The organism is Streptomyces sp. NPDC004542 (assembly GCF_040610035.1).
Classification (GTDB): Bacteria; Actinomycetota; Actinomycetes; order Streptomycetales; family Streptomycetaceae; genus Streptomyces.
Genome location: NZ_JBEXLP010000028.1, coordinates 67,534 through 86,179, shown reverse-complemented (window position 1 = coordinate 86,179; position 18,646 = coordinate 67,534). Strand labels below are relative to the sequence as shown.

General features: G+C 71.7%; 15 protein-coding genes and 2 pseudogenes. 7 read left to right on the top strand and 10 right to left on the bottom strand.

Features of this window, described 5'->3' with window-relative positions; translation table 11 throughout:
• The 3 genes and pseudogenes from ABZX30_RS17935 to ABZX30_RS17925 all read left to right on the top strand — a co-directional run.
• Positions 1-133, top strand: a pseudogene (locus ABZX30_RS17935) (IS630 family transposase); the annotation flags it as partial.
• 101 nt (positions 134-234) lie between these two features.
• A complete protein-coding gene (locus ABZX30_RS17930) occupies positions 235-1,056 on the top strand; it encodes a helix-turn-helix transcriptional regulator (protein WP_355934463.1) in 822 nt (273 codons plus the stop codon).
• A gap of 113 nt (positions 1,057-1,169) precedes the next feature.
• Positions 1,170-2,111 carry an NADP-dependent oxidoreductase gene (locus ABZX30_RS17925; RefSeq protein ID WP_355934461.1) on the top strand — a complete coding sequence of 314 codons (942 nt, stop codon included), beginning with the start codon at positions 1,170-1,172 and terminating at the stop codon, positions 2,109-2,111.
• 177 nt (positions 2,112-2,288) lie between these two features.
• Here the strand turns inward: ABZX30_RS17925 and ABZX30_RS17920 are convergent, their stop codons facing one another.
• The 3 genes and pseudogenes from ABZX30_RS17920 to ABZX30_RS17910 all read right to left on the bottom strand — a co-directional run bounded on the left by ABZX30_RS17920 (position 2,289) and on the right by ABZX30_RS17910 (position 4,258).
• On the bottom strand, positions 2,289-2,843 hold the full coding sequence (locus ABZX30_RS17920) for a flavoprotein (RefSeq protein WP_355934460.1): 555 nt from the start codon (positions 2,841-2,843) through the stop codon (positions 2,289-2,291).
• Positions 2,840-3,058, bottom strand: a pseudogene (locus ABZX30_RS17915) (transcriptional regulator); the annotation flags it as partial. The gene ABZX30_RS17920 and the pseudogene ABZX30_RS17915, both read right to left, overlap by 4 nt.
• Positions 3,059-3,136: 78 nt before the next feature.
• Positions 3,137-4,258: a hypothetical protein gene (locus ABZX30_RS17910; protein ID WP_355934459.1), complete on the bottom strand. Its 1,122-nt coding sequence runs from the start codon at positions 4,256-4,258 to the stop codon at positions 3,137-3,139.
• A 454-nt stretch (positions 4,259-4,712) separates the two neighbouring features.
• Between ABZX30_RS17910 and ABZX30_RS17905 the strand changes: the two genes are divergently transcribed.
• Positions 4,713-5,672 carry a proline iminopeptidase-family hydrolase gene (locus tag ABZX30_RS17905; RefSeq protein ID WP_355934457.1) on the top strand — a complete coding sequence of 320 codons (960 nt, stop codon included), beginning with the start codon at positions 4,713-4,715 and terminating at the stop codon, positions 5,670-5,672.
• A 30-nt stretch (positions 5,673-5,702) separates the two neighbouring features.
• Here the strand turns inward: ABZX30_RS17905 and ABZX30_RS17900 are convergent, their stop codons facing one another.
• From ABZX30_RS17900 to ABZX30_RS17870, 7 genes are all read right to left on the bottom strand, one after another.
• Positions 5,703-7,028, bottom strand: coding sequence for an MFS transporter (locus ABZX30_RS17900; protein WP_355934456.1), 1,326 nt, complete (start codon positions 7,026-7,028; stop codon positions 5,703-5,705).
• Between the two features lie 26 nt (positions 7,029-7,054).
• Positions 7,055-8,113, bottom strand: coding sequence for a ketoacyl-ACP synthase III (locus ABZX30_RS17895; RefSeq protein WP_355934454.1), 1,059 nt, complete (start codon positions 8,111-8,113; stop codon positions 7,055-7,057).
• Positions 8,113-9,660, bottom strand: a complete 1,548-nt coding sequence (locus ABZX30_RS17890; RefSeq protein WP_355934452.1) for an ATP-grasp domain-containing protein — start codon at positions 9,658-9,660, stop codon at positions 8,113-8,115. The genes ABZX30_RS17895 and ABZX30_RS17890 overlap by 1 nt, the downstream gene beginning before the upstream one ends.
• Complete coding sequence (locus ABZX30_RS17885) at positions 9,650-11,665, bottom strand: biotin carboxylase N-terminal domain-containing protein (protein WP_355934450.1); 2,016 nt, start codon at positions 11,663-11,665, stop codon at positions 9,650-9,652. The genes ABZX30_RS17890 and ABZX30_RS17885 overlap by 11 nt, the downstream gene beginning before the upstream one ends.
• Positions 11,666-11,671: 6 nt before the next feature.
• Entirely contained in the window at positions 11,672-13,276 is a 1,605-nt protein-coding gene (locus tag ABZX30_RS17880; RefSeq protein WP_355934448.1) for a carboxyl transferase domain-containing protein, read from the bottom strand.
• A 101-nt stretch (positions 13,277-13,377) separates the two neighbouring features.
• A complete protein-coding gene (locus ABZX30_RS17875) occupies positions 13,378-14,589 on the bottom strand; it encodes an aminotransferase class I/II-fold pyridoxal phosphate-dependent enzyme (RefSeq protein ID WP_355934447.1) in 1,212 nt (403 codons plus the stop codon).
• A 201-nt stretch (positions 14,590-14,790) separates the two neighbouring features.
• Positions 14,791-15,654 carry a 3-hydroxybutyryl-CoA dehydrogenase gene (locus ABZX30_RS17870; protein WP_355934445.1) on the bottom strand — a complete coding sequence of 288 codons (864 nt, stop codon included), beginning with the start codon at positions 15,652-15,654 and terminating at the stop codon, positions 14,791-14,793.
• Between the two features lie 307 nt (positions 15,655-15,961).
• Between ABZX30_RS17870 and ABZX30_RS17865 the strand changes: the two genes are divergently transcribed.
• The 3 genes from ABZX30_RS17865 to ABZX30_RS17855 all read left to right on the top strand — a co-directional run bounded on the left by ABZX30_RS17865 (position 15,962) and on the right by ABZX30_RS17855 (position 18,632).
• Positions 15,962-16,213 carry a hypothetical protein gene (locus ABZX30_RS17865; RefSeq protein ID WP_355934444.1) on the top strand — a complete coding sequence of 84 codons (252 nt, stop codon included), beginning with the start codon at positions 15,962-15,964 and terminating at the stop codon, positions 16,211-16,213.
• 11 nt (positions 16,214-16,224) lie between these two features.
• Entirely contained in the window at positions 16,225-17,406 is a 1,182-nt protein-coding gene (locus ABZX30_RS17860) for an SPFH domain-containing protein (RefSeq protein ID WP_355934442.1), read from the top strand.
• A gap of 113 nt (positions 17,407-17,519) precedes the next feature.
• Positions 17,520-18,632 carry a hypothetical protein gene (locus ABZX30_RS17855; protein ID WP_355934441.1) on the top strand — a complete coding sequence of 371 codons (1,113 nt, stop codon included), beginning with the start codon at positions 17,520-17,522 and terminating at the stop codon, positions 18,630-18,632.
• The last annotated feature ends 14 nt before the right edge of the window (positions 18,633-18,646 follow it).

Sequence of the window (18,646 nt, the reverse complement as noted above, 5' to 3'; positions counted from 1 at the left end):
CACCCTCGACGGCACCGACCACGCCGACCACAAGGAACAGGGCAGCATGATCCGCCGCTACATCATCTGGCGGAACCGCCACGCCGACGACCGGCGCCTACGCGCGGTCGTCGACAGGGCAAACATTGCCTGATGCGGCACTAGCCAGGGACAACTTGTCCGCGGTGAGAACTGCCCTTCATGCGGTTCCCGGTTCGCGTCAGGATTGTCGTATCGAACAGAGGGGGTCGGACGATGGACCGGGCGTTGCTGGCGGATTTCCTCCGAGCGCGTCGTGAGGCGTTGCAGCCGGAGGATGTCGGGCTTCCCCGCGGGCAGCGGCGCCGCACCGGCGGGCTGCGGCGCGAGGAGGTGGCGGCGCTGGCCGGGATGTCGGTCGACTACTACAGCCGAATCGAGCAGCAGCGAGGTCCGGCGCCGTCGGAGCGGATGCTCGTCGCGCTCGCCCGGGCGCTGCGTCTCAACCAGAGCGAGCGTGACCACCTCTTCGTCCTGGGCGGGATCCCGGCACCGCGGCGGATCCTGCGGGACGATTACGTCGGTCCCACGATGATGCGGATCGTCGCCGGCCTTTCGGACGCGCCCGCCATCGTGCTGTCACGGCTCGGCGAGGCGTTGCTGCAGACGCGCCCGGCGGTCGCCCTGCTCGGTGACTACACCCAGTACTCGGGCATGTCCCGTTACCTGGTCTACCGCTGGTTCACCGGTGACCCGCGGATCCGTGGCCTGTACCCCGTCGAGGACCATCCGATACGGGGCAGGGTCTTTGCCTCGGAGATCCGGGACGCGTACACGGCGGATCCCACAGGGAGGGCCGGCGAGATCGTCGCGGCGCTGCTGGAGGTCAGTCCCGAGTTCGCGAACATCTGGCGTTTGCACGAGGTGGGGGTGACCCATCATCACGACCTCAAGCGCTACCTGCACCCCGAGTTGGGGGAGCTGGAGCTGTACGCCGAGATGCTGCTGGATCCGGAGCAGTGTCAGACGCTGCTGGTGTTCACCGCCGTGCCCGGTTCCCCGAGCCACGGGAAGCTTCAGCTCCTGACCGCCGTCTAGCGGCTGTCGTCCCTCCTGCACCTGAAGGCACCGCCTCGCAGCCGAGGCATGCCCGGGTCTCACGATGCTTCAGATGCGAGGCATCTCCTCTGCCATGAAAGGTGGCATTTGTCATGAAAGCAGTGCGTTTCCATGAATACGGCACTCCGGACGTCTTGCGTTACGAGGATGTGGAACAGCCGGTCCCCGCGGCCGGGGAGGTCCGGATCCGGGTGGCCGCGACGTCGTTCAACCCGGTCGACGGCAACATCCGCGCGGGCTTCATGCAGGGCCCCATACCGGTGACCCTGCCGCACACCCCCGGCGTCGATGTCGCGGGCACGGTCGACGCGCTGGGCGAGGGCGTGGACAGGGTCAGGGCGGGTGACCAGGTTGTCGGTTTCCTGCCGATGACCGGCGCCGGCGCGGCGGCGGAGTACGTGCTCGCACCGGCCGACCTGCTGACGGCGGCGCCCACGAGCATCCCGCTGGCCGATGCGGGCGGGTTGCCGCTGGTCGGGCTCACCGCCTGGCAGGCCCTCTTCGACCACGCCGAGCTCACGGCCGGCCAGCGGGTGCTGATCAACGGTGCGAGCGGCGCGGTCGGCGGCTACGCCGTCCAGCTGGCCAAGCACGCCGGCGCACACGTGATCGCCACGGCCGGGCCGCTCAGCAGCGCACGCGTCAGGACGGCGGGCGCCGACGAGGTGTTCGGCCACGGGGTCCCCGAGCTGTCCGCGCTGGTCGACGTCGTGCTCAACCTCGCGCCGGTCGATCCGATGGAATTGGCCGCGCTGACCTCCGTGGTCCGTGACGGCGGCATCGTGGTGAACACGACGGTGTGGATGCCCGCGCCTTCCGACGAGGAACGCGGCGTGCGCGGCGTCAACCTCTTCGTCAACAGCGACGCCGCGCAGCTGGCGGAGCTGGTGAATCTGGTCGACTCCGGAGCGCTGTACGTGGACATCGCCCGACGGGTGCCGCTGGCCGGACTGCCGGCGCTGCATGCGCAGGCCGCGGAAGGCGCGCTCTCCGGCAAGGTCCTCGTCCTGCCCTCCGCCGCCTCTCTCAGCTAGCCAGTGTGCTGCGCCAGCTTCGCCGCAGAGCGGATGGCCGGGCTTGAGGACGCCGGCTGGATCGGCCGGCCGAAGGCCGACCCGATCCTCGACGATGCTCAGCGCAGACAACTGCAGCAGTGGGCGCGGCAGGCCAGGACCGCGATCACGCGATCTGCCCCCGGTGGAGGAACGGTGTCACGGCTCCACGCCGACCAGCGGTTCCAGCAACTCCAGTGCTTCCTCCCAGCGGAAGCGTTCCGTCGCGCCGTCGGCCTTCGGCTCGTGCCGTTCGCGTGAGCCGATCAGGACACCCATGCTCCGCAACCGGTCGAGGCTCTGCTGGTAGGCGGGGTGGGCGGCCTGGGCGGAGTTGAGGTACGGCAGCGCCACCGTCGGGATGCCCATGCCGTACGCCTCGCACAGGATGCCCAGGGCGAGGGTGTCGGAGATCCCGGCGGCCCACTTGTTGATCGTGTTGAAGGTGGCGGGGGCGACGGCTATCGCGTCCGCCGGGGGCAGGGGGCGCGGGTCTCCCGGTGCACGCCAGGCGGAGCGGATCGGGTAGCCGGTCTGTGTCTCGATCCCCGTGGTGTCGATGAAGCCGAGTGCCTGCGGTGTGGCGATGACGCCGACGTCCCAGTTCGTCTCCTTGGCGGCCGTGATCAGTTTGCCGACGTCACCGGCGACACCGCTCGCGCAGACGACGACGTACAGGAAGGGCTTCTGGTCCGGGGCGGTCGGTTCGGTCACGCGGGGACTCCCGGTCGGCGGCTGAGTGGTGCGGTTCGGGCAGGGTACGTCGCCGGCGGTCGCGGGCGGCCATGTTCGCGACAGATTCGCAGGGTCTGGTCGCCGTCGGCCAGGCGGCCCGGCTGGCTGCAGGCGTGGGCCGCCTCGGCCCATGGTGCGGCGCGGCGCTCGGGGACCGGGATGTGCCGGCGCATCAAGGGCCGGGGGGTCCGCATGATCCGGCGCCGTTCGGAGGGTGCCCGTAGGCGCTCAGTCGCGCAAGTAAGAGGGAATCACGATCTGTTGACGAGAGCTCAGGAGCAGCCGGGTACGGTGCTGGGGTTTCCGCAGTTGTCGGGCTGGTTGTTGGCGACGGCGCTGGCGATCCGCGTCACCGTGCCGCCGGCGTTGAAGATGCCGCCGCCGTTCGCACCCGTTCCGAGCGCCCGGTTGTTGGTCACCGGACTGGCGGTGAGAAGCACCGTGCCGCCGGCTGAGTCGAAGATGCCGCCACCGCGGGAGTTCGTGCCGTTGGCCGTGTTGCCGGTGACCGGAGTGCTGATGAGCTGGAGCCTGCCGGCGAGGTTGAAGATGCCGCCGCCCTGCGGGTTGTCGCCGGTGGCGCTGTTGCCGGTGACCTGGCTGCCGTTCAGCGTCATGGTGCCGGCTTGGGCGATGCCGCCGCCCTGCGCCCTCGTACCGGTGACGTCGTTGGCCGTGACGTGGGTGGCGTTCAGCGTCACCGTCGTGCCGACGGCGGCGGCGACCCCGCCGGCCAGGACGACCGCGTGGTTGCCGGTGATCCTGCTTGCGTTGACGGTCGCCCTGCCGGAACCCCCGAACGGGCTGACGAACAGGGCCCCGCCGGCATTGTTCGCCCTGTTGTTGGAGAGCGTACTGGTGTTGATGTTCACCACGCCGTTGTCGTTGTCGACGGCCCCGCCGAAGATGTCGGCGGTGTTGTCGGTCAGGGTGGTGGTGTTCAGCGTCAGTGCGGGGCCGGTGCCGTTGAGCCAGATGGCACCGCCCCGGCCGTTGCCGAGGCCCGAGGAAGCGTGACCGTTGCTGAGGGTCAGGGTGTTGAGGGTGAGCTTTCCGTTGGGGCCGTCGATTTCGAAGAAGCGGAAATGGGCCGCGGTCGCGGCTCGGGTGATGGTGTCGCCTCTTCCGTTGATCGTGACGGCGCTCCTGATGACCGGCAGTCCGTTGTCGTCGTTGGGCGGTACGGCGTCGGTGAGGGTGTAGGTGCAGCCGGGCAAGAGGTTGACCGTGCCGCCCAGGGTGGCGACGGCCCCGATCGCGGCTTGCAGATCGCTCTCACTGCAACTGGTCACGTTCACCGTCAGTGCCCGGCTGGTGGCCTGAGGCGTTCCGCTCGCCTCGGCGGAGGGGGTGGCGGGCACCGGCTTGGCAGGCGCCGTGGCCGACTGCGACACGCCAAGTGGGTCCGGGCCCGGTGGGGCCGTCTGTGCGGCAGCGGACGGTGTGACGACCCCCAAAGGGGCGAGGGTGAGCCCCACGAGAAGGGGGGCGGTACGAGAGATGCTCAGGCGCATCGTGACTCCTTCAGGGGATCGTGCATGCCGTTCCCGTAAGCAATATAGAAATACAAACGGAAATAATTCATGTCGGATCAATCGGTGGAAGGGCGACACGCCCCAGTGTGTTGATGATTCGACCGAGAGGTTCTCGGCTGAACGGCCGCAGGTGACGCGGCGCGGTAAGCGACGGCGGAGCGTGGATGGCGCAGTGGATCGCGTGGATCACACCGTGGGTTCGCGTGGATCACACAGCTGAGTGAAGTCGCACCCGGGTGAAGTCGGCCGTGACACGGTATGTCTGCGGTGTTGCGTGGTGCCCGTTCCGTCGCCGTTTCCACAGGAGCCACTCGTGCCGACAGCACAGCCGTTGCCGCCCGCGACCACGGAGGGACGGGTCGAGGGGCCGCACGGCCGGACCTGGTACCGGATCACCGGGGACCTCGATGCCTCGCGGGCGCGGGGACGCGTCCCGCTGGTGGTGCTGCACGGCGGGCCGGGGTTCCCGCACGACTATCTGCTGAGCGTCGCCCGGCTGGCGGAGACGGGGCGCGCGGTCGTGCACTACGACCAGCTGGGCTGCGGCCGTTCCACCCGTCTGCCCGGAGCGGACCCCGGGCTGTGGACCGTCGGCCTGTTCCTCGACGAGTTCGACGTGCTGCTCGCCCACCTCGGGATCACCGGGGACCACACCGTGCTGGGGCAGTCCTGGGGCGGGATGCTCGCGGCGGAGCACGCGGTGCGGCGCCCGGCCGGGCTGCGCGGGATGGTGCTGGCGGACACTCCCGCGTCGATGCCGCTGTGGTGCGACGGGGTGGCGCGGTTGCGGCGGGCCCTGCCCCGGGAGGTGCGGGAGGCCCTGGACCGGCACGAGGCGGCCGGCACCACGGGGTCACCGGAGTACGCGCGGGCCGCGCAGGCCTTCTACGACCGCCACCTCTTGCGGATCAAGCCCTGGCCGCCCGAGGTGGCGTCGAGTTTCGCCCAGTGGGAGGAGGACCCGGCCGTCTACCGGACGATGGTGGGGCCGAGCGAGTTCGACGTCACCGGCACTCTCCGCGACTGGTCGGTGGTGGACCGGCTGGCCTCGGTCGGTGCTCCCGTGCTGGTTCTGCGCGGGGAGCACGACGAGGCCACCGCCGAGTGCGTGGCGCCGTTCACCGAGTTCGTCGCCGGTGCGCGGCTGCGTGTGTTCCCGGGAGCGAGCCACATGCCGCACATCGAGGCGGAGGCGGCCTTCCGTCAGACGGTCGAGGCCTTCCTCGCGGGGTGCGACGCCGACGCGGTGGCTTCGGGAGGCCGGCGTGGGTGACCGCGGGCCGCCGCCGCCCGCGTGGCCCGCTCAGGCATCGCTCACGCCCGTTCCGGCGGCCGGGGACGGAGCCTGGCGGTGGTCCGGCGCAGGGGGTACGGGGGATGCGGCGGGCGCGGTGTCGGTCCGGGGGTGGGACTTCGCCAGGGCGCGCTCGGCCCAGCGGGTGGTCGGCGGGACGGCCAGGCCGGTGAGGGCGAAGCCCAGGCCTACGATCCACCAGCCGATCCGGCCCTGGTCGATGCAGAGGGCGATCAGGACGGACGGGCCGAGGCTGGCGCCCAGGCCCATGCCCATGCCGAACAGTCCCTGGTACTGGCCCAGGGATTCCTTGGGCGCGAGGGCGAAGGACAGTTCGAAGCCGCCGGCGGCCTGCCAGATCTCGCCGAACGTGTGGATCGTGACGGCCGCGAGCAGCACCAGGACGACGGCCCACGCGGGCAGTCCGGGCAGCGCGGACAGGACGGCGCACGCCAGCAGGAAGGCGAACCCGGCCTTGCGGAACGCGGCCGCCGCGGCGGGCACGGTGTCGATGTTGCGGCTCCCCCGTACCTGGAGGCAGACGACGAGCGCGGTGTTGGCCAGCATCACCGCCGAGACCGACCAGTGCGGTGCCGAGGTCCGGCCGAGCAGCCAGAGCGGTACCGCGACGGTCAGCACCCGGTACTGCATGGCCATCACCCCGTCGAGGACGGTGAGCACCACGTAGGGACGGTCCCGCAGCGCGATCCACCTCGGGCCGGGGCGCGCCTTCAGCGGCGGCACGCCGGGCATGAAGCCCGCCATCGCGGCCCCGATCGCGTACGACACCGCGCTCGCGCCGATGATCAGCACGTACGCGGACCTGGTGTCGCGTTCGATCGCCCAGGCCGCGACGACCGAACCGGCCGCGATGCCGAGGTTCGTCACCGCCCGGAGGTAGCCGCGGAACTCGGCCGGTTTCCCGCCCCCGTACTTCTGCACCAGGGGACTGCGCGCGGCGGGACCGGCGGCCTGCGCGACGGCGCTCAGCGTCGCGCAGACCACGAAGGTCCCGAAGTCCCTGGTGAGGCACAGACCGGCCATGGCGAGACCGCCGACGAGCAGGGTGACCGTGTACACGGCACGTGCGCCGACCCGGTCGGCGAGATGGCCGATGGGGACGCCGGCCGCCAGCGACACCGCGCCCGCGACGCTCATGCCGAGGCCGACCTGTGCCGCCGGCAGGTGCAGGCCCCTGGTCAGGTACAGCACGCCGGCCGTGAGGTAGATGCCGTATCCGAGCATCGTCAGCAACGTCGCCGCGGCCAGCAGGCGTTGCGGTCTTCCCGGGGGAAGCAGTCCGGACAGTGCGGGCAGTCCGGGCAGTGCGGGCATGAGTCGGCCCTTTCCTTGTCTGGGCGTTACCGCTGGAGGAGCGCCAGCGCGCTGTTCATGCCGCCCCCGAAGGCCGCGAGCAGCACGGTCTCGCCCGAGCCGATCCGGTCCTCGCGCCATGCCTCGTCGAGGGCGACGGGTATGGAGGCGGCGCCGGTGTTGCCGAGGCGGTCCACGTTGACGTGGGTCGTCGCCGAGGGCAGGGAGAGCAGTCCGGAGAGTTCGCCGAGCATGACGCCGTTGGCCTGGTGCGGGATGAAGTGCCCTATGGAATCGGCCGGTACGGCGTGTTCCGTGAGCAGTTCGTTCACCAGCTTGGGCACGGCGTCGGCGACGAACTCCCGTACCGCCCGTCCCTGCATGCGGAAGTGGTGGCGGCCGTCGCGTACGGTCCGCTCCGAGGCGGGCAGTCTGGATCCGCCGGCCTCGACCCGGATCAGGTCGTGGTGCCCGCCGAAGCCGCGCAGCTTGGTGGCGTACAGTCCGCGTCCGCGTGCCACCGGGCCGAGGACCACGGCGCCCGCGCCGTCGCCGAAGAGGACCGCGGTCCTGCGGTCCTCGGGGTCGAGGATCCGCGAGTACACGTCCGCGCCGATGACGAGGGCCGTGCCGCCGGTGCCCTCGGCGACGAGGTGCCCGCGGGCCAGTGCCAGGGCGTAGACGAAGCCGCTGCACACGGCGTTGACGTCGACGGCGGCCGCCTGGACGGCGCCGATCCGGTCCTGGACGAAGCTGGCGGTGGCCGGCTGGGGCTGGTCGGGTGTGGAGGTGGCGACGACGACGAGGGAGACGTCCGAGGCGTCGAGTCCGGCCGCGGCCAGGGCGCGCCGCGCGGCGCGCGCCGCCAGGTCGGAGGTGGCCTGGTCGGCGGCCGCCCGGCGCCGGAGGCGGATGCCGGTCCGGTGCTCGATCCAGGCGGCGTCCACCCCCGCGGGTGCGGCGACCTCCGCGTTGGGGACGACGCGTTCGGGCACGTAGGAGCCGGTGCCCAGAACGCCGATGACGTGGTTCATGCCGGCCGTCCTCGAGGCGTTGCGGGTGGTGGTCGTGGGCGGGGTGCCGAGGCCGTTCGGGTGCCGGCCCATCAGGCGGACGGACCGGTCGGGCCTGCGGGCCTGGCCGGGCTGACCGGGCCAACCAGGTCCGTCGGGCTGACCGGGCCAACCGGGTCCGTCGGGCTGACCGGGTCCGTCGGGCTGACCGGGCCGGTCGAATCGGCCGGGCCAACCGAACCCGCCGGACCAGTCGGACCCGCCGGACTGCTCGAACCAACCGAACCAGCCGCACCCGCCGGACCGACCGAACCAGCCGCACCCGCCGGGCTGACAGGACCGATCGGCCCCGCCGAGTAGGCGGAACCGGCCGAACCGGCCAAGTCGGCCGGCTCCTCCGGCTCGACCGTGAAGCGGACCGATGCGACGAGTTCGCGCGCCAGTTTCTCGGCGGCCGGGGCGTCCTCCGCGCCGACCACGACCAGTCCCGCGCGGTCGCTGGACCTGCGGAGCGGGGGGATGCGGTCGCCGGGGGTGACGGACAGTTCGGCGTAGAGCACGGCCGGGTGGCGGTGTACCTCGTCCCAGCCCTCGACCGAGCGCAGCCGGCCGGGTGGCGGGGTGAAGTAGCGGACGGCCGCGCCGCGTTCGGGCTGGTGGCCGGCGGGCCCGGTACGGCGGCCGAGCAGGTCGTCGTAGACGACGCCGTACAGGTCGAGTCCCGGGACGGCGTGTTCGAGCATGCGGTGGATCCAGTCGCCGCCGTAGCGGCCGTGGACCTCGCCGAGCACCACGTCGTCCGCGGTGAGCCAGAGTTCCACGTGGAAGGCGCCGGCGCGCAGGCCGAGGGTGCGCAGGGCCGCGGTGACGCGCTCCTTGACGCGGGTCTCGTCGGCCGGGGAGAGGACCGCGGGGAGCGTGTGGCCGATCTCGACGAAGAAGGGCGGCTCGGCCTTGTCCTTCGCCGTGATGGCGAAGATGTGCGGCTGCCCGTCCAGGAACACGCCCTCGACGCTGAACTCCGGTCCGGTCACGAACTGTTCGATGAGGAAGCGGTCCGGGTCCGGGAGCGCGGCGAGGGCCGGCGCGAGGTGCTCCGGCGTCTCGACCAGGCTCACGCCGATGCTGCCCATGGCGTCGCGGGGCTTGACCACCCAGGGGCCGGGGACCTCCGCGAGGAACGCCTCGGCGTCGGCCGCGCCGCCGCACAAGCGGACCGGCGGCTGGGGGAAGCCGGCCTCGGCCAGTGCCGCCCGGCACAGGTCCTTCGTACGGATCCGGCGGACCGCCTCGGGGGGATTGCCGGCGGCGCCGACGGCCCGCGCGGTCTCCGCGACGCTGACCTGGGCCATCTCCTGCAGCGCGTAGACGGCGTCGACGGGTCGGCCCTGTCCGGCCTCGGCGGCGGCCCAGCGCGCAGTGGCGGCCGGATCGGCGAAGTCGACCGCCGACACCGCGTCGGCGGCGGCGATGACCTCGGGGGTCGCGGCGAGCGCGGTGGCCGGGGCGACGACGTGGGTGCGGAGACCGCGGGCGCGGGCCTGCTCCAGGGCGTCGGTCACCATGGCGAGGCTGACCGTCACGGCGCGGGCGCCGCCGACCAGCAGGAGTGTGGGGCGGCGGGTGGGCTCAGCGGACATGTTCGCTCCGTTGCGGTGCGGGCCGGTCCGGTTGTCCCGGTGCGGACCCTGAGGATTCTTCGGGCAGCAGCACGGCCAGGACCTGGTCCGCCGCCACGGGGGCGTGCAGCGCGCAGCCGAGCTTCTCGATCACGGCGGGAGCGGGCGCGGTGAGGCGGTGCTCCATCTTCATGGCCTCGATCACGACGACCGTCTCCCCGGCTTCGACCCGGTCCCCCTCGGCGTGCGGGAGGGAGACGACGACGCCGGGGAGGGAGGCGCGCAGGACGTTGTCCGACGCCGCGGTGTCCCGGTCGGAGCGGATGTCGTCGGTGATCGTGAACCGGGTGCCGTCGACGCACAGTTCGACGTCGACGCCGACGCGGGTGCCGGACCAGCGGTGTCCTCCGGCGTGGCCGGTCCACACCGGGCCGTGCCGGGTGAGGCGTACGTCGACGGTCCGGTCCCCGACCCGGACGGCCAGGACGGGTCCGGTGCGGGCCGTGACGGCCGCCTGCCGCCGGCTGCCGCGGCAGCGGACCGTGATCCGGCCCAGCGGGGCGTCGGGCGCCAGCGCCGCGCGGTCGAGGGGACCCAGCCGCCCGGACCACGGGGAGGCGCTGTCGGGCGCGGGCATGGCCGCCATCGAGGCGGCGCAGGCGACGGCGAGGTCCGCGGTGTCGCGGCCGTCGGCCGGTGCGACGCCGTCCACCAGGTGCGTGTGCGTACGGCCCGCCCGTACGCGGGGTTCGTCCAGCAAGCGGGTGAGGTAGCCGATGTTGGTCGTCAGGCCGAGGACGGTGGTGGAGCCGAGCGCCGCGCGCAGCCGGCGCAGCGCCGCGGCACGGTCCGGGCCGTGCGCCACCAGTTTGGCGACCAGCGGGTCGTAGTGCTCGGACGCCTCGCCCGCGGTGTCGAAGGCCGCTTCCACCCGTACCGAGTCCGGCCACCGCGCGTACAGCGCCCGGCCCGGCGCGGGCCGGAATCCGGCCGCGGGGTCCTCGGCGTACACCCGGCACTCGAGGGCGTGGCCGCTGCTGGTGATCTCCTCCTGGGTCACCGGCAGCGGTTCACCCGCCGCGACGCGGAGCTGCCACTCGACCAGGTCGATCCCGGTGATCTCCTCGGTCACCGGGTGCTCGACCTGGAGCCGGGTGTTGACCTCCAGGAAGTGGAAGGCTCCGTCGGGTCCCAGGATGAACTCGAAGGTGCCCGCGTTGACGTAGCCCAGCGCCCGCGCCCCGCGGACGGCGGTGTCGAGCATCGCCGTGCGTACGGTCTCGTCGAGGCCGAAGGCCGGCGCCTCCTCGACGATCTTCTGGTGCCGGCGCTGGAGCGAGCAGTCCCGCTCGAACAGGTGGACGACGTTGCCCTGGGTGTCCCCGAAGACCTGCACCTCGATGTGGCGGGGCGAGGGGACGTACCGCTCGGCGAGTACCCGTCCGTCGCCGAAGGCGGCACGGCCCAGACGGACGGCCTCGGCCGCCGCGTCGGCCAGCCCGGACTCGTCGGTGACCACCCGCATGCCCTTGCCGCCGCCGCCCGCGGCGGGCTTGAGGATCAGCGGGTAGCCGATGTCCCGCGCGTGGGCGGCCAGTTCGGCCGGCGACTCGGTGGCCTCCCGCGAGCCGGGCAGGACCGGCACGCCCGCCGCCGCCATCAGCGTGCGGGCCGTGCCCTTGTCGCCCATGGCCCGGATGGTCTCCGGCCGCGGTCCGACGAACGTCAGGCCCGCCTCGACGACCCGCTCGGCGAACCGCGGGTTCTCGGAGAGGAAGCCGTAGCCGGGGTGGACCGCGTCGCAGCCGTGGCGCAGCGCCGCGTCGACCAGTGCGTCGATGTCGAGGTAGCTGTGCGCCGCGGGGGCCGCGCCGACGCGGACCTTCTCGAAGGCGCCGGTGAGGTGGTCGGCACCGGCGTCCGCGTCCGAGTACACGCAGACGTACTCGATGCCCAGGCGCGCGCAGGTGCGGGCGATCCGGCGGGCGATCTCGCCCCGGTTGGCGATCAGGATTCGTTTCAGCACGGCCCCTCACATCCTGAAGACGCCGAAACGCGTCTCCTGCTTGGGCGAGCCGGCGGCCATGGCCAGGCTCAGCGTCATCCACTCCCGGGTCTCCACGGGGTCGATCACCGCGTCCACCCACAGCCGCGCCCCGAAGTAGGCGGGCTGCGACTGCTTCTCGTAGGCCTCGACGATCGGCCGGCGGATCGCCTGCTCCTCCTCGTCGGTGAGCGTCCCGCCCTGCCGGGCCAGTTGGTCCTTGCGGATCAGCGCCATCACCGTCGCGGTCTGTTCGGCGCCGACCACGGTGGAGGAGCCGCTCGGCCACATGGCCATGAGCCGGGGGCCCATCGACCGGCCGCACATCGCGAAGTTCCCCGCGCCGTAGCTGCCGCCGATGACGATGCTGAACTTCGCGACGCGCGCGGTGGAGACCGCGTTGACGAGCTTCGCCCCGTGCTTGGCGATGCCCTCGGCCTCGTACCGGGAGCCGACCATGAAGCCGTTGATGTTGTGCAGGAACAGCAGGGGGATGTCCCGCTGGACGCACAGCTCGACGAAATTGGCCGCCTTCAGCGAGCTGTCCGGGAAGAGGATGCCGTCGTTGATGACGACGCCGACCGGATAGCCGCCGATGCGGCCGGTGCCGCAGACGATCGTGGTCCCGTACCGGGCGCGGTACTCGGAGAACTCGCTTCCGTCCAGCAGCCGCGCGAGGATCTCGCGGGCGGGGATGTGCTCGCGCAGTCCGGCGCTGACGATGCCCGGCAGTTCGGCGGGGTCGTGGAGGGGTTCCCGGGGCGCGACGGGTGGCTCGCTCACGGGCGGCGCGGGCCGGCGGGAGACGATCTCGCGGACGAGGTCCAGGGCGTGCTCGTCGTCCTCGGCGAAGTGGTCGGCCACGCCGGAGACCCGTGTGTGCAGGTCGGCCCCGCCCAGCGTCTCCGCGTCGACGACTTCGCCCGTGGCCGCCCTGACCAGCTGCGGTCCGCCGAGGAACACCGTGCCGGTGCCGCGTACGATCACCGCCTCGTCGCACATGGTCGGGATGTACGCGCCGCCGGCCGTGCACGAGCCCATGACGGCGGCGATCTGAGGGATGCCCGCGCCCGACATCTCCGCGATGTTGCGGAAGATCCGGCCCAGGTGGTGCTCCCCGGGGAAGAGGTCCTCCTGGAGGGGCAGGTACACCCCGCCGGAGTCGACCAGGTAGACGCAGGGCAGGCCGTTCTCCCGCGCGATCTCCTGGGCGCGCAGGTGCTTGCGCACGCCGAGCGGGAAGTAGGTGCCGCCCTTGACCGTGGCGTCGTTCGCGAACACCGTCACCAGGCGGCCGGCGACCACCCCGATTCCGGTGACCAGGGCCGCCGAGGGCACCGGCTGGTCGTACACGTCGTGCGCGGCCAGCTGCCCGATCTCCAGGAACGGGGTCCCCGGGTCGAGCAGCCGGGAGATCCGCTGCCGTGCGGTGAGCTTGCCGCGTTCGGCGTGCTTGCGGCGGGCGCGGTCGTCGCCGCCGGCCACCGCGGCCGCCCGGGCCCGCTCGACGGTGTCCCGTCTGCGGGCGAAGTCCTCGGCGTTGCGCCGGAAGGTGTCCGACCGGGTGTCGATGTTCGTGGTGAGTACAGCCATCCGCTGACGTCCTCGGCTCCCCTGTTGACGCGCTGATCCGTGTGATCGCGCTGTTCCCGTCGACTCATGGACTCGTGGCCCGCGTGCGGCGGGCCGGGTGCTCAGTCGAGCTGGTCCCGCCACTTCCTCAGCAGCAGGCAGAAGCGTTCGACGTCGGCCTGCCGCATGTTGGCCCGCAGCATCAGCCGCAGGCCGGCCTTCCCTCGTCCGATGACGGGGAAGAAGATCGGGGAGGAGTAGAAGCCCTCCTCGAACAGCCGCTGGGCGAGCCGCACGGTCGCCCCCTCGTCACCGAGGTTGACGTGCCGGATCGGCAGGCCGTCGCCGTGCTGCTCGGTGGTGATGTGGCTGTCGAAGAGCGCGATGTTCTCCTGGAGCCGCCGCTGAAGGTGCGTCAACTCGTCCGTCCTGTGCAGTTCGACCGAGGCGAGCACGGCGCCGAGCCCCGCCGTGTTGATGCGCTGCGACCACATGACGGGTCCGCCGTTGCGGATGGTGAGGGTGCGTCTGCGCGCGGATCCGCGAGGGCCGAGCAGTATGGCGCCGCCCGAGGCTCCGAAGCCCTTGTTCAGGGAGGTGATGATCAGGGTGCGGTCGTTGATCTGGCCCATCTCGCCGAGTACGACGCCTCGTCCCCGCTCGCCCACGGTGGAGATGCCGTGGGCCTCGTCGAAGAAGAGGAACAGGCCGTACTTCTCCTGGAGGCGCAGCAGCTCCCGGACGGGCGCCTGGCCGCCGGTGCTGTACACGCCGTCGGCGACGTACGCGACCTGCTTGTGCTGCTTGCAGAGTTCTTCCAGGGCCTCGACGTCGTTGTGCCGGACCGTGGTCACCTCGGTCTCGTCGGCGACACTGGGCTTCATCGCGTTCAGGCAGAAGTGGGCGTTGCGGTCGAAGACCATCAGCGGCGGCTCCCCGTCGGTGAACAGGCCCGACGCGACCAGAGGCAGGGCGGCCCAGGCCGCGGCGGCGCAGGTGGCCACGGTGACCACCTCGGCGTCGAACAGGCCGGACAGCGCCTCCTCCGCGGTGCGCAGCGACTCGAACCGGACCCGCATGCGGGACGTGGAGGTGTTGAGCGCCCCTTCGGCCAGTACGGCGTCCGCCGCGGCCCGGACGAGTCGGGGGTGGGTGTCCAGGCCGAGGTACGAGTACGAGGACATGTTGATGAACTCGCGTCCGTCGTCCGTCGCCCGGTGCTCTCCGTCGCCCAGTCCCTTGACGACGACGTCGAACAGGCCCGCCTCTTCGGTGACGTCCCAGAAGACGTCGCTGATTTCGGCCGACTTCTTGACATTGAGGAATGTGTGCATGTGCGCTCTTTCACAGCCTTAGGTCGTGGAGAATTGCGCGGGAAATGTGCGGAGGATCACCCGGCGGGCGTGAACCGGAAACGAGCCCGGGAAAGAACCGGAAACGAGCCGGAGAATGGGCCCGAGAATGGGCCCGAGAATGGGCCCGAGAATGGGCCCGAGAAAGGGCCCGAGAATGGGCCGAGAATTACCGGGGACGGATCAGGAGTAGACGTAGAAGCCGCGGCCGCTCTTGCGTCCGTGCCATCCGGTCTCGACCAGCCGCAGCAGCGACGGCGGAGCGGCGTAGTGCGGCTGCTTGAACTCCTCGTGCAGGGAGTCGGCGATGGCGACCACGACGTCGAGCCCGATCAGGTCGGCCAGTCTCAGCGGCCCCATGGGGTGCGCGCATCCGAGTTCCATGGCCAGGTCGACCTGTTCGGCCGAGGCGGTGCCCTCCTCGACCATCCTGACGGCCGCCAGCAGATACGGGACGAGCAGGGCGTTGACGACGAAGCCGCTGCGGTCGGCGGTGCGCACGCACGTCTTGCCCAGGACACCGGTCGCGAACCGCTCGACGCGGTCGCAGACCGTCTCGTCGCTGAGCAGTGTCGGCACCAGCTCCACCAGCCGCAACGTGCTGACGGGGTTGAAGAAGTGCACGCCGACCACCCGCTCGGGCCGGCTGACGGCGCGGGCCAGGGTGGTGATCGAGAGGGAGGAGGTGGTGGAGGTGAGTATGGTCTCCGGCGGGACGGCCTTGTCCAGAGCACCGAAGATCTCGCGTTTCACGGGCTCGTCCTCGAGCGCGGCTTCGACGACCAGCTGACGGTCGGCCAGTTCGCCGAGGTCCGTGGTGACCTGGATACGGGCGAGGGCGTCGTCGCGCGCCCCCTTGTCGAGCTTTCCCTTCGCCACCCGCCGGTCGAGCGACTCCGCGATGCGACGGGGCGCCCCAACGAGCGACGATTCCCGGGAGACCACCAGACGAACGTCGAGACCACGCACGGCGCAGAGTTCGGCGATGCCGGCGCCCATGGTCCCCGAACCCACGATTCCCAGGCGTGTGATGGGTTCGTGCTGCACATCTCCGGCTAATTCCGCAGAGGAAAGAGGCACAACGAACTCCTGAAGATCGGTACGAGTGGCGAGCTGGGGCGCGATCGCACTTATCCCCGGGACAGGACCGTAGGCAGCGTCCGGGACTCCCGACAATCGATCTTTCGTGGCTGCCACAGGCTTGTCACGCGCGTTGACACAGCCGCCACACAGCGTCAACACGGGAGCGGCCGGCGGCCCGCGGTGGGGGCCGTCTCCTCCCGCCCGTTGGGTCCGGGCCGGACTGGGTCTATCGTCGGAATCACGGGGCCAGGGCGAGGGAGGGCGGCCGGTGATGCCGCAGGACGAGGCCGTGATCGGCTGCACGGGGAAGATACTCATCGGGACTCGCGGTGCCACGGGCCCCGGCGAGGTCCTGGTGCGGGTCAGAGGCGGCTCCGAGACGTTCCTCGCCTGGTCGGACGATCCCCTGCCCGTGGGCGCGACGGTCCTCGTGATCGAATCGCGTGGATGTCGTGAGGTCGGCGTCATCGAGTGGGTGGATCCATTGGACGCGCTCGGCGGGGATGCCGCCGGCGCCGGCTGAGGAGTACAGGCATGTTCGGATACCGCGTCCCCGCTCCCGACGAGGCGATGTTGATCTCGGGCGGCAGACGGGGACTGGGGGGCGCGCCGTTCCGAGTGGTCACGGGGCACGGGAAGTTCGTGCTGCCGATCTTCCGGAAGGTCCGGTTCCTCACCCTGTCCATGTGCGAGTCCGAGGTCACCGAGACCTGTGTGACCAGGCAGGGCATCTCGCTGCACGTCCGCGCGGTCATCGCCTTCAAGGTCGGCAACGACCACGAGAGCATCATCAACGCGGGCCAGCGGTTCCTCTCCGACCAGGAGCAGATGTCGGTGCTCACCGGCCGGATCTTCGCCGGGCACCTGCGGGCCATCATCGGTTCGATGACGGTCGAGGAGATCGTCACCGAGCGGCAGAAGCTCGCCGCGGAGGTGCTGGACACCTCGAAGACGGAGATGGCCAAGATCGGGCTGATCGTCGACTCGCTGCAGATCCAGTCCATCGACGACGGCGACACCGGTTACATCGACGCGATGTCCGCGCCGCACAAGGCGGCCATCCAGCGGCAGGCCCAGATCGCCCAGGCGCAGGCCACCCAGGCCGCGGTCGAGGCGGAACAGGCGGCGGCCCGCAAGCAGGCCGAGTACGCCCGGCAGACCGCCGTCGTCAAGGCCGAGTACTCGGCCGAGGTGGACCGCGCCCAGGCACAGGCCGCGCAGGCCGGGCCGCTGGCACAGGCGCACGCCCAGCAGGAGGTGCTCGCCGCCCAGACGGAACTGGCCCAGCGCCAGGCCAAGCTGCGCCAGCAGCAGCTGGTGGCCGAGGTCGTGAAGCCCGCCGAGGCCGAGGCCGAGCGGGTCAGGATCCTCGCGGCCGCGGAGGCGCAGCGGATGAAGATCCAGGCGGAGGCGGCTGCCTCGTACGACCGGGTCGCGCTCGACCGGATGCTGATCGACCAGCTCCCGCAGATCGTCAAGGAGGCCGCCGGCGGGCTCGCCGGCGCCAATGTCAACGTCCTCAACGGCGCGGACGGCCTCGGCGAGATCGCCGCCGGCCTGGTGTCCCAGGGCCTGACGATCCTCGACTCGGTCCGGCAGAACCTGGGCGGCCAGGACTCCGACGGCCGTACCGGGGAGAGCGCGGCCAACGGCCAGTTCCAGCTGCCCACCAGCAAGGCGAGGAAGGCGAACGACGGCCCGGTCGACGTCGATTGATGCCGCGCGGGTGGCGCCGCGGGGCGGTCGGCGCCGAGCCGGGCTGTGTGATGATGCGCGGACGATGACCGGGCCCGGGGAGGGCCGGGTACACGAGAGGGACGGAGCGCGTCGTGGGCAAGGGCGGGGGCAAGGGCGGGGAGTCCATATCGGACGAGGAGTGGGAGCGCTTCCTCCGGGAGGCCGGGGCCGGCTCCTCGGGCGCGCCCGAGGAGCCGTCGGCGCGGGCCCGGATGGTCGCGCGGCGGCTGCGGGAGGAGAGCAGCCGCCCGGAGGGATGGCGCACCCACCAGCCGGTCCGGCGGCGACGGGGCAAGGGCTGGTACGCGGCCGGTTTACTGGCCGCCGTCGGCCTGCTCGTCGTGGCGCTGGCTCCGGGCCGGGTGGCCGGTTGGTTCGGGGGCGGCAGCGACGGCGAGAGCGCGCCGCTCGCCGTGGAGTCGAAACGTCCCGACCAGCCGCCGCCGACGCAGTCGGCAGCCGAACTGCCCACGCTCAAGCAGCCGTTCAGGGGCTCACCCGCGGCGCGGTGGGGTGACGGGACGGCCGGGATCGGCATGCCCGCGGCGCGGGCGACCGGCTGGATGAGCAAGGAGCAGGTCGCGCAGACGCTCGACCGGACCCGGGACTTCCTCGCCGCGTCCAGCCTGGATCGCGGGGTGCTGGGCGGTGAACGGCCGCGGAAGGCCGTCGCGCTGATCAACCCGCACCAGCAGGACGTCCAGGACTACCTGGCCACCGCGTTCCGCGCGCCCAGCCGGAAGAACGATCCCCTGCTGCTGTTCAGCCGGTTCCAGAAGACGAAGGTGCGGCTCGTCGGGGACGTGGTCAAGACACGGGGGCGGGTCACGTACCGGGAGGGCGAGCGCGGCGCGGTCGAGGTGACCACCGACGTCACCTACGTCTACCCGGTCGTGCGCGCCGCGGCGGGAAGCGACGAGGTGGCGCGCACCATCGTGCGCCGCGAGGTCGTGATGAGCTGGGACGACCCGGCGAAGGTCGTGATCGAACCGGGGACGTTCTCGCTGGTCTCCTACACGGTGGACACCACCAACGGCGGCTGCGACACGTTCACCGGCTACCTCACCCCCGAGTTCGGCGCCGAACGCGCGGCCACGGGTTCGGGAGACGGGCCCGAGGTGGATCCGTACGACCGCAGCAAGTCGATGGACGCGCGGATGCGGGAGGCCGGCGACGCGGGGTGCGGGACCGCCACCCGGTCGTGAGGGGGCCGATCCTC

What these genes read in the sequence shown, in the direction of transcription:
- ABZX30_RS17860 (WP_355934442.1), top strand. Translation starts at nt 16,225, where the DNA reads ATGTTCGGATACCGCGTCCCCGCTCCCGACGAGGCGATGTTGATCTCG.
- ABZX30_RS17900 (WP_355934456.1), bottom strand. Translation starts at nt 7,028, where the DNA reads ATGCCCGCACTGCCCGGACTGCCCGCACTGTCCGGACTGCTTCCCCCG.
- ABZX30_RS17930 (WP_355934463.1), top strand. Translation starts at nt 235, where the DNA reads ATGGACCGGGCGTTGCTGGCGGATTTCCTCCGAGCGCGTCGTGAGGCG.
- ABZX30_RS17865 (WP_355934444.1), top strand. Translation starts at nt 15,962, where the DNA reads ATGCCGCAGGACGAGGCCGTGATCGGCTGCACGGGGAAGATACTCATC.
- ABZX30_RS17925 (WP_355934461.1), top strand. Translation starts at nt 1,170, where the DNA reads ATGAAAGCAGTGCGTTTCCATGAATACGGCACTCCGGACGTCTTGCGT.
- ABZX30_RS17880 (WP_355934448.1), bottom strand. Translation starts at nt 13,276, where the DNA reads ATGGCTGTACTCACCACGAACATCGACACCCGGTCGGACACCTTCCGG.
- ABZX30_RS17875 (WP_355934447.1), bottom strand. Translation starts at nt 14,589, where the DNA reads ATGCACACATTCCTCAATGTCAAGAAGTCGGCCGAAATCAGCGACGTC.
- ABZX30_RS17895 (WP_355934454.1), bottom strand. Translation starts at nt 8,113, where the DNA reads ATGGGCCGGCACCCGAACGGCCTCGGCACCCCGCCCACGACCACCACC.
- ABZX30_RS17890 (WP_355934452.1), bottom strand. Translation starts at nt 9,660, where the DNA reads ATGTCCGCTGAGCCCACCCGCCGCCCCACACTCCTGCTGGTCGGCGGC.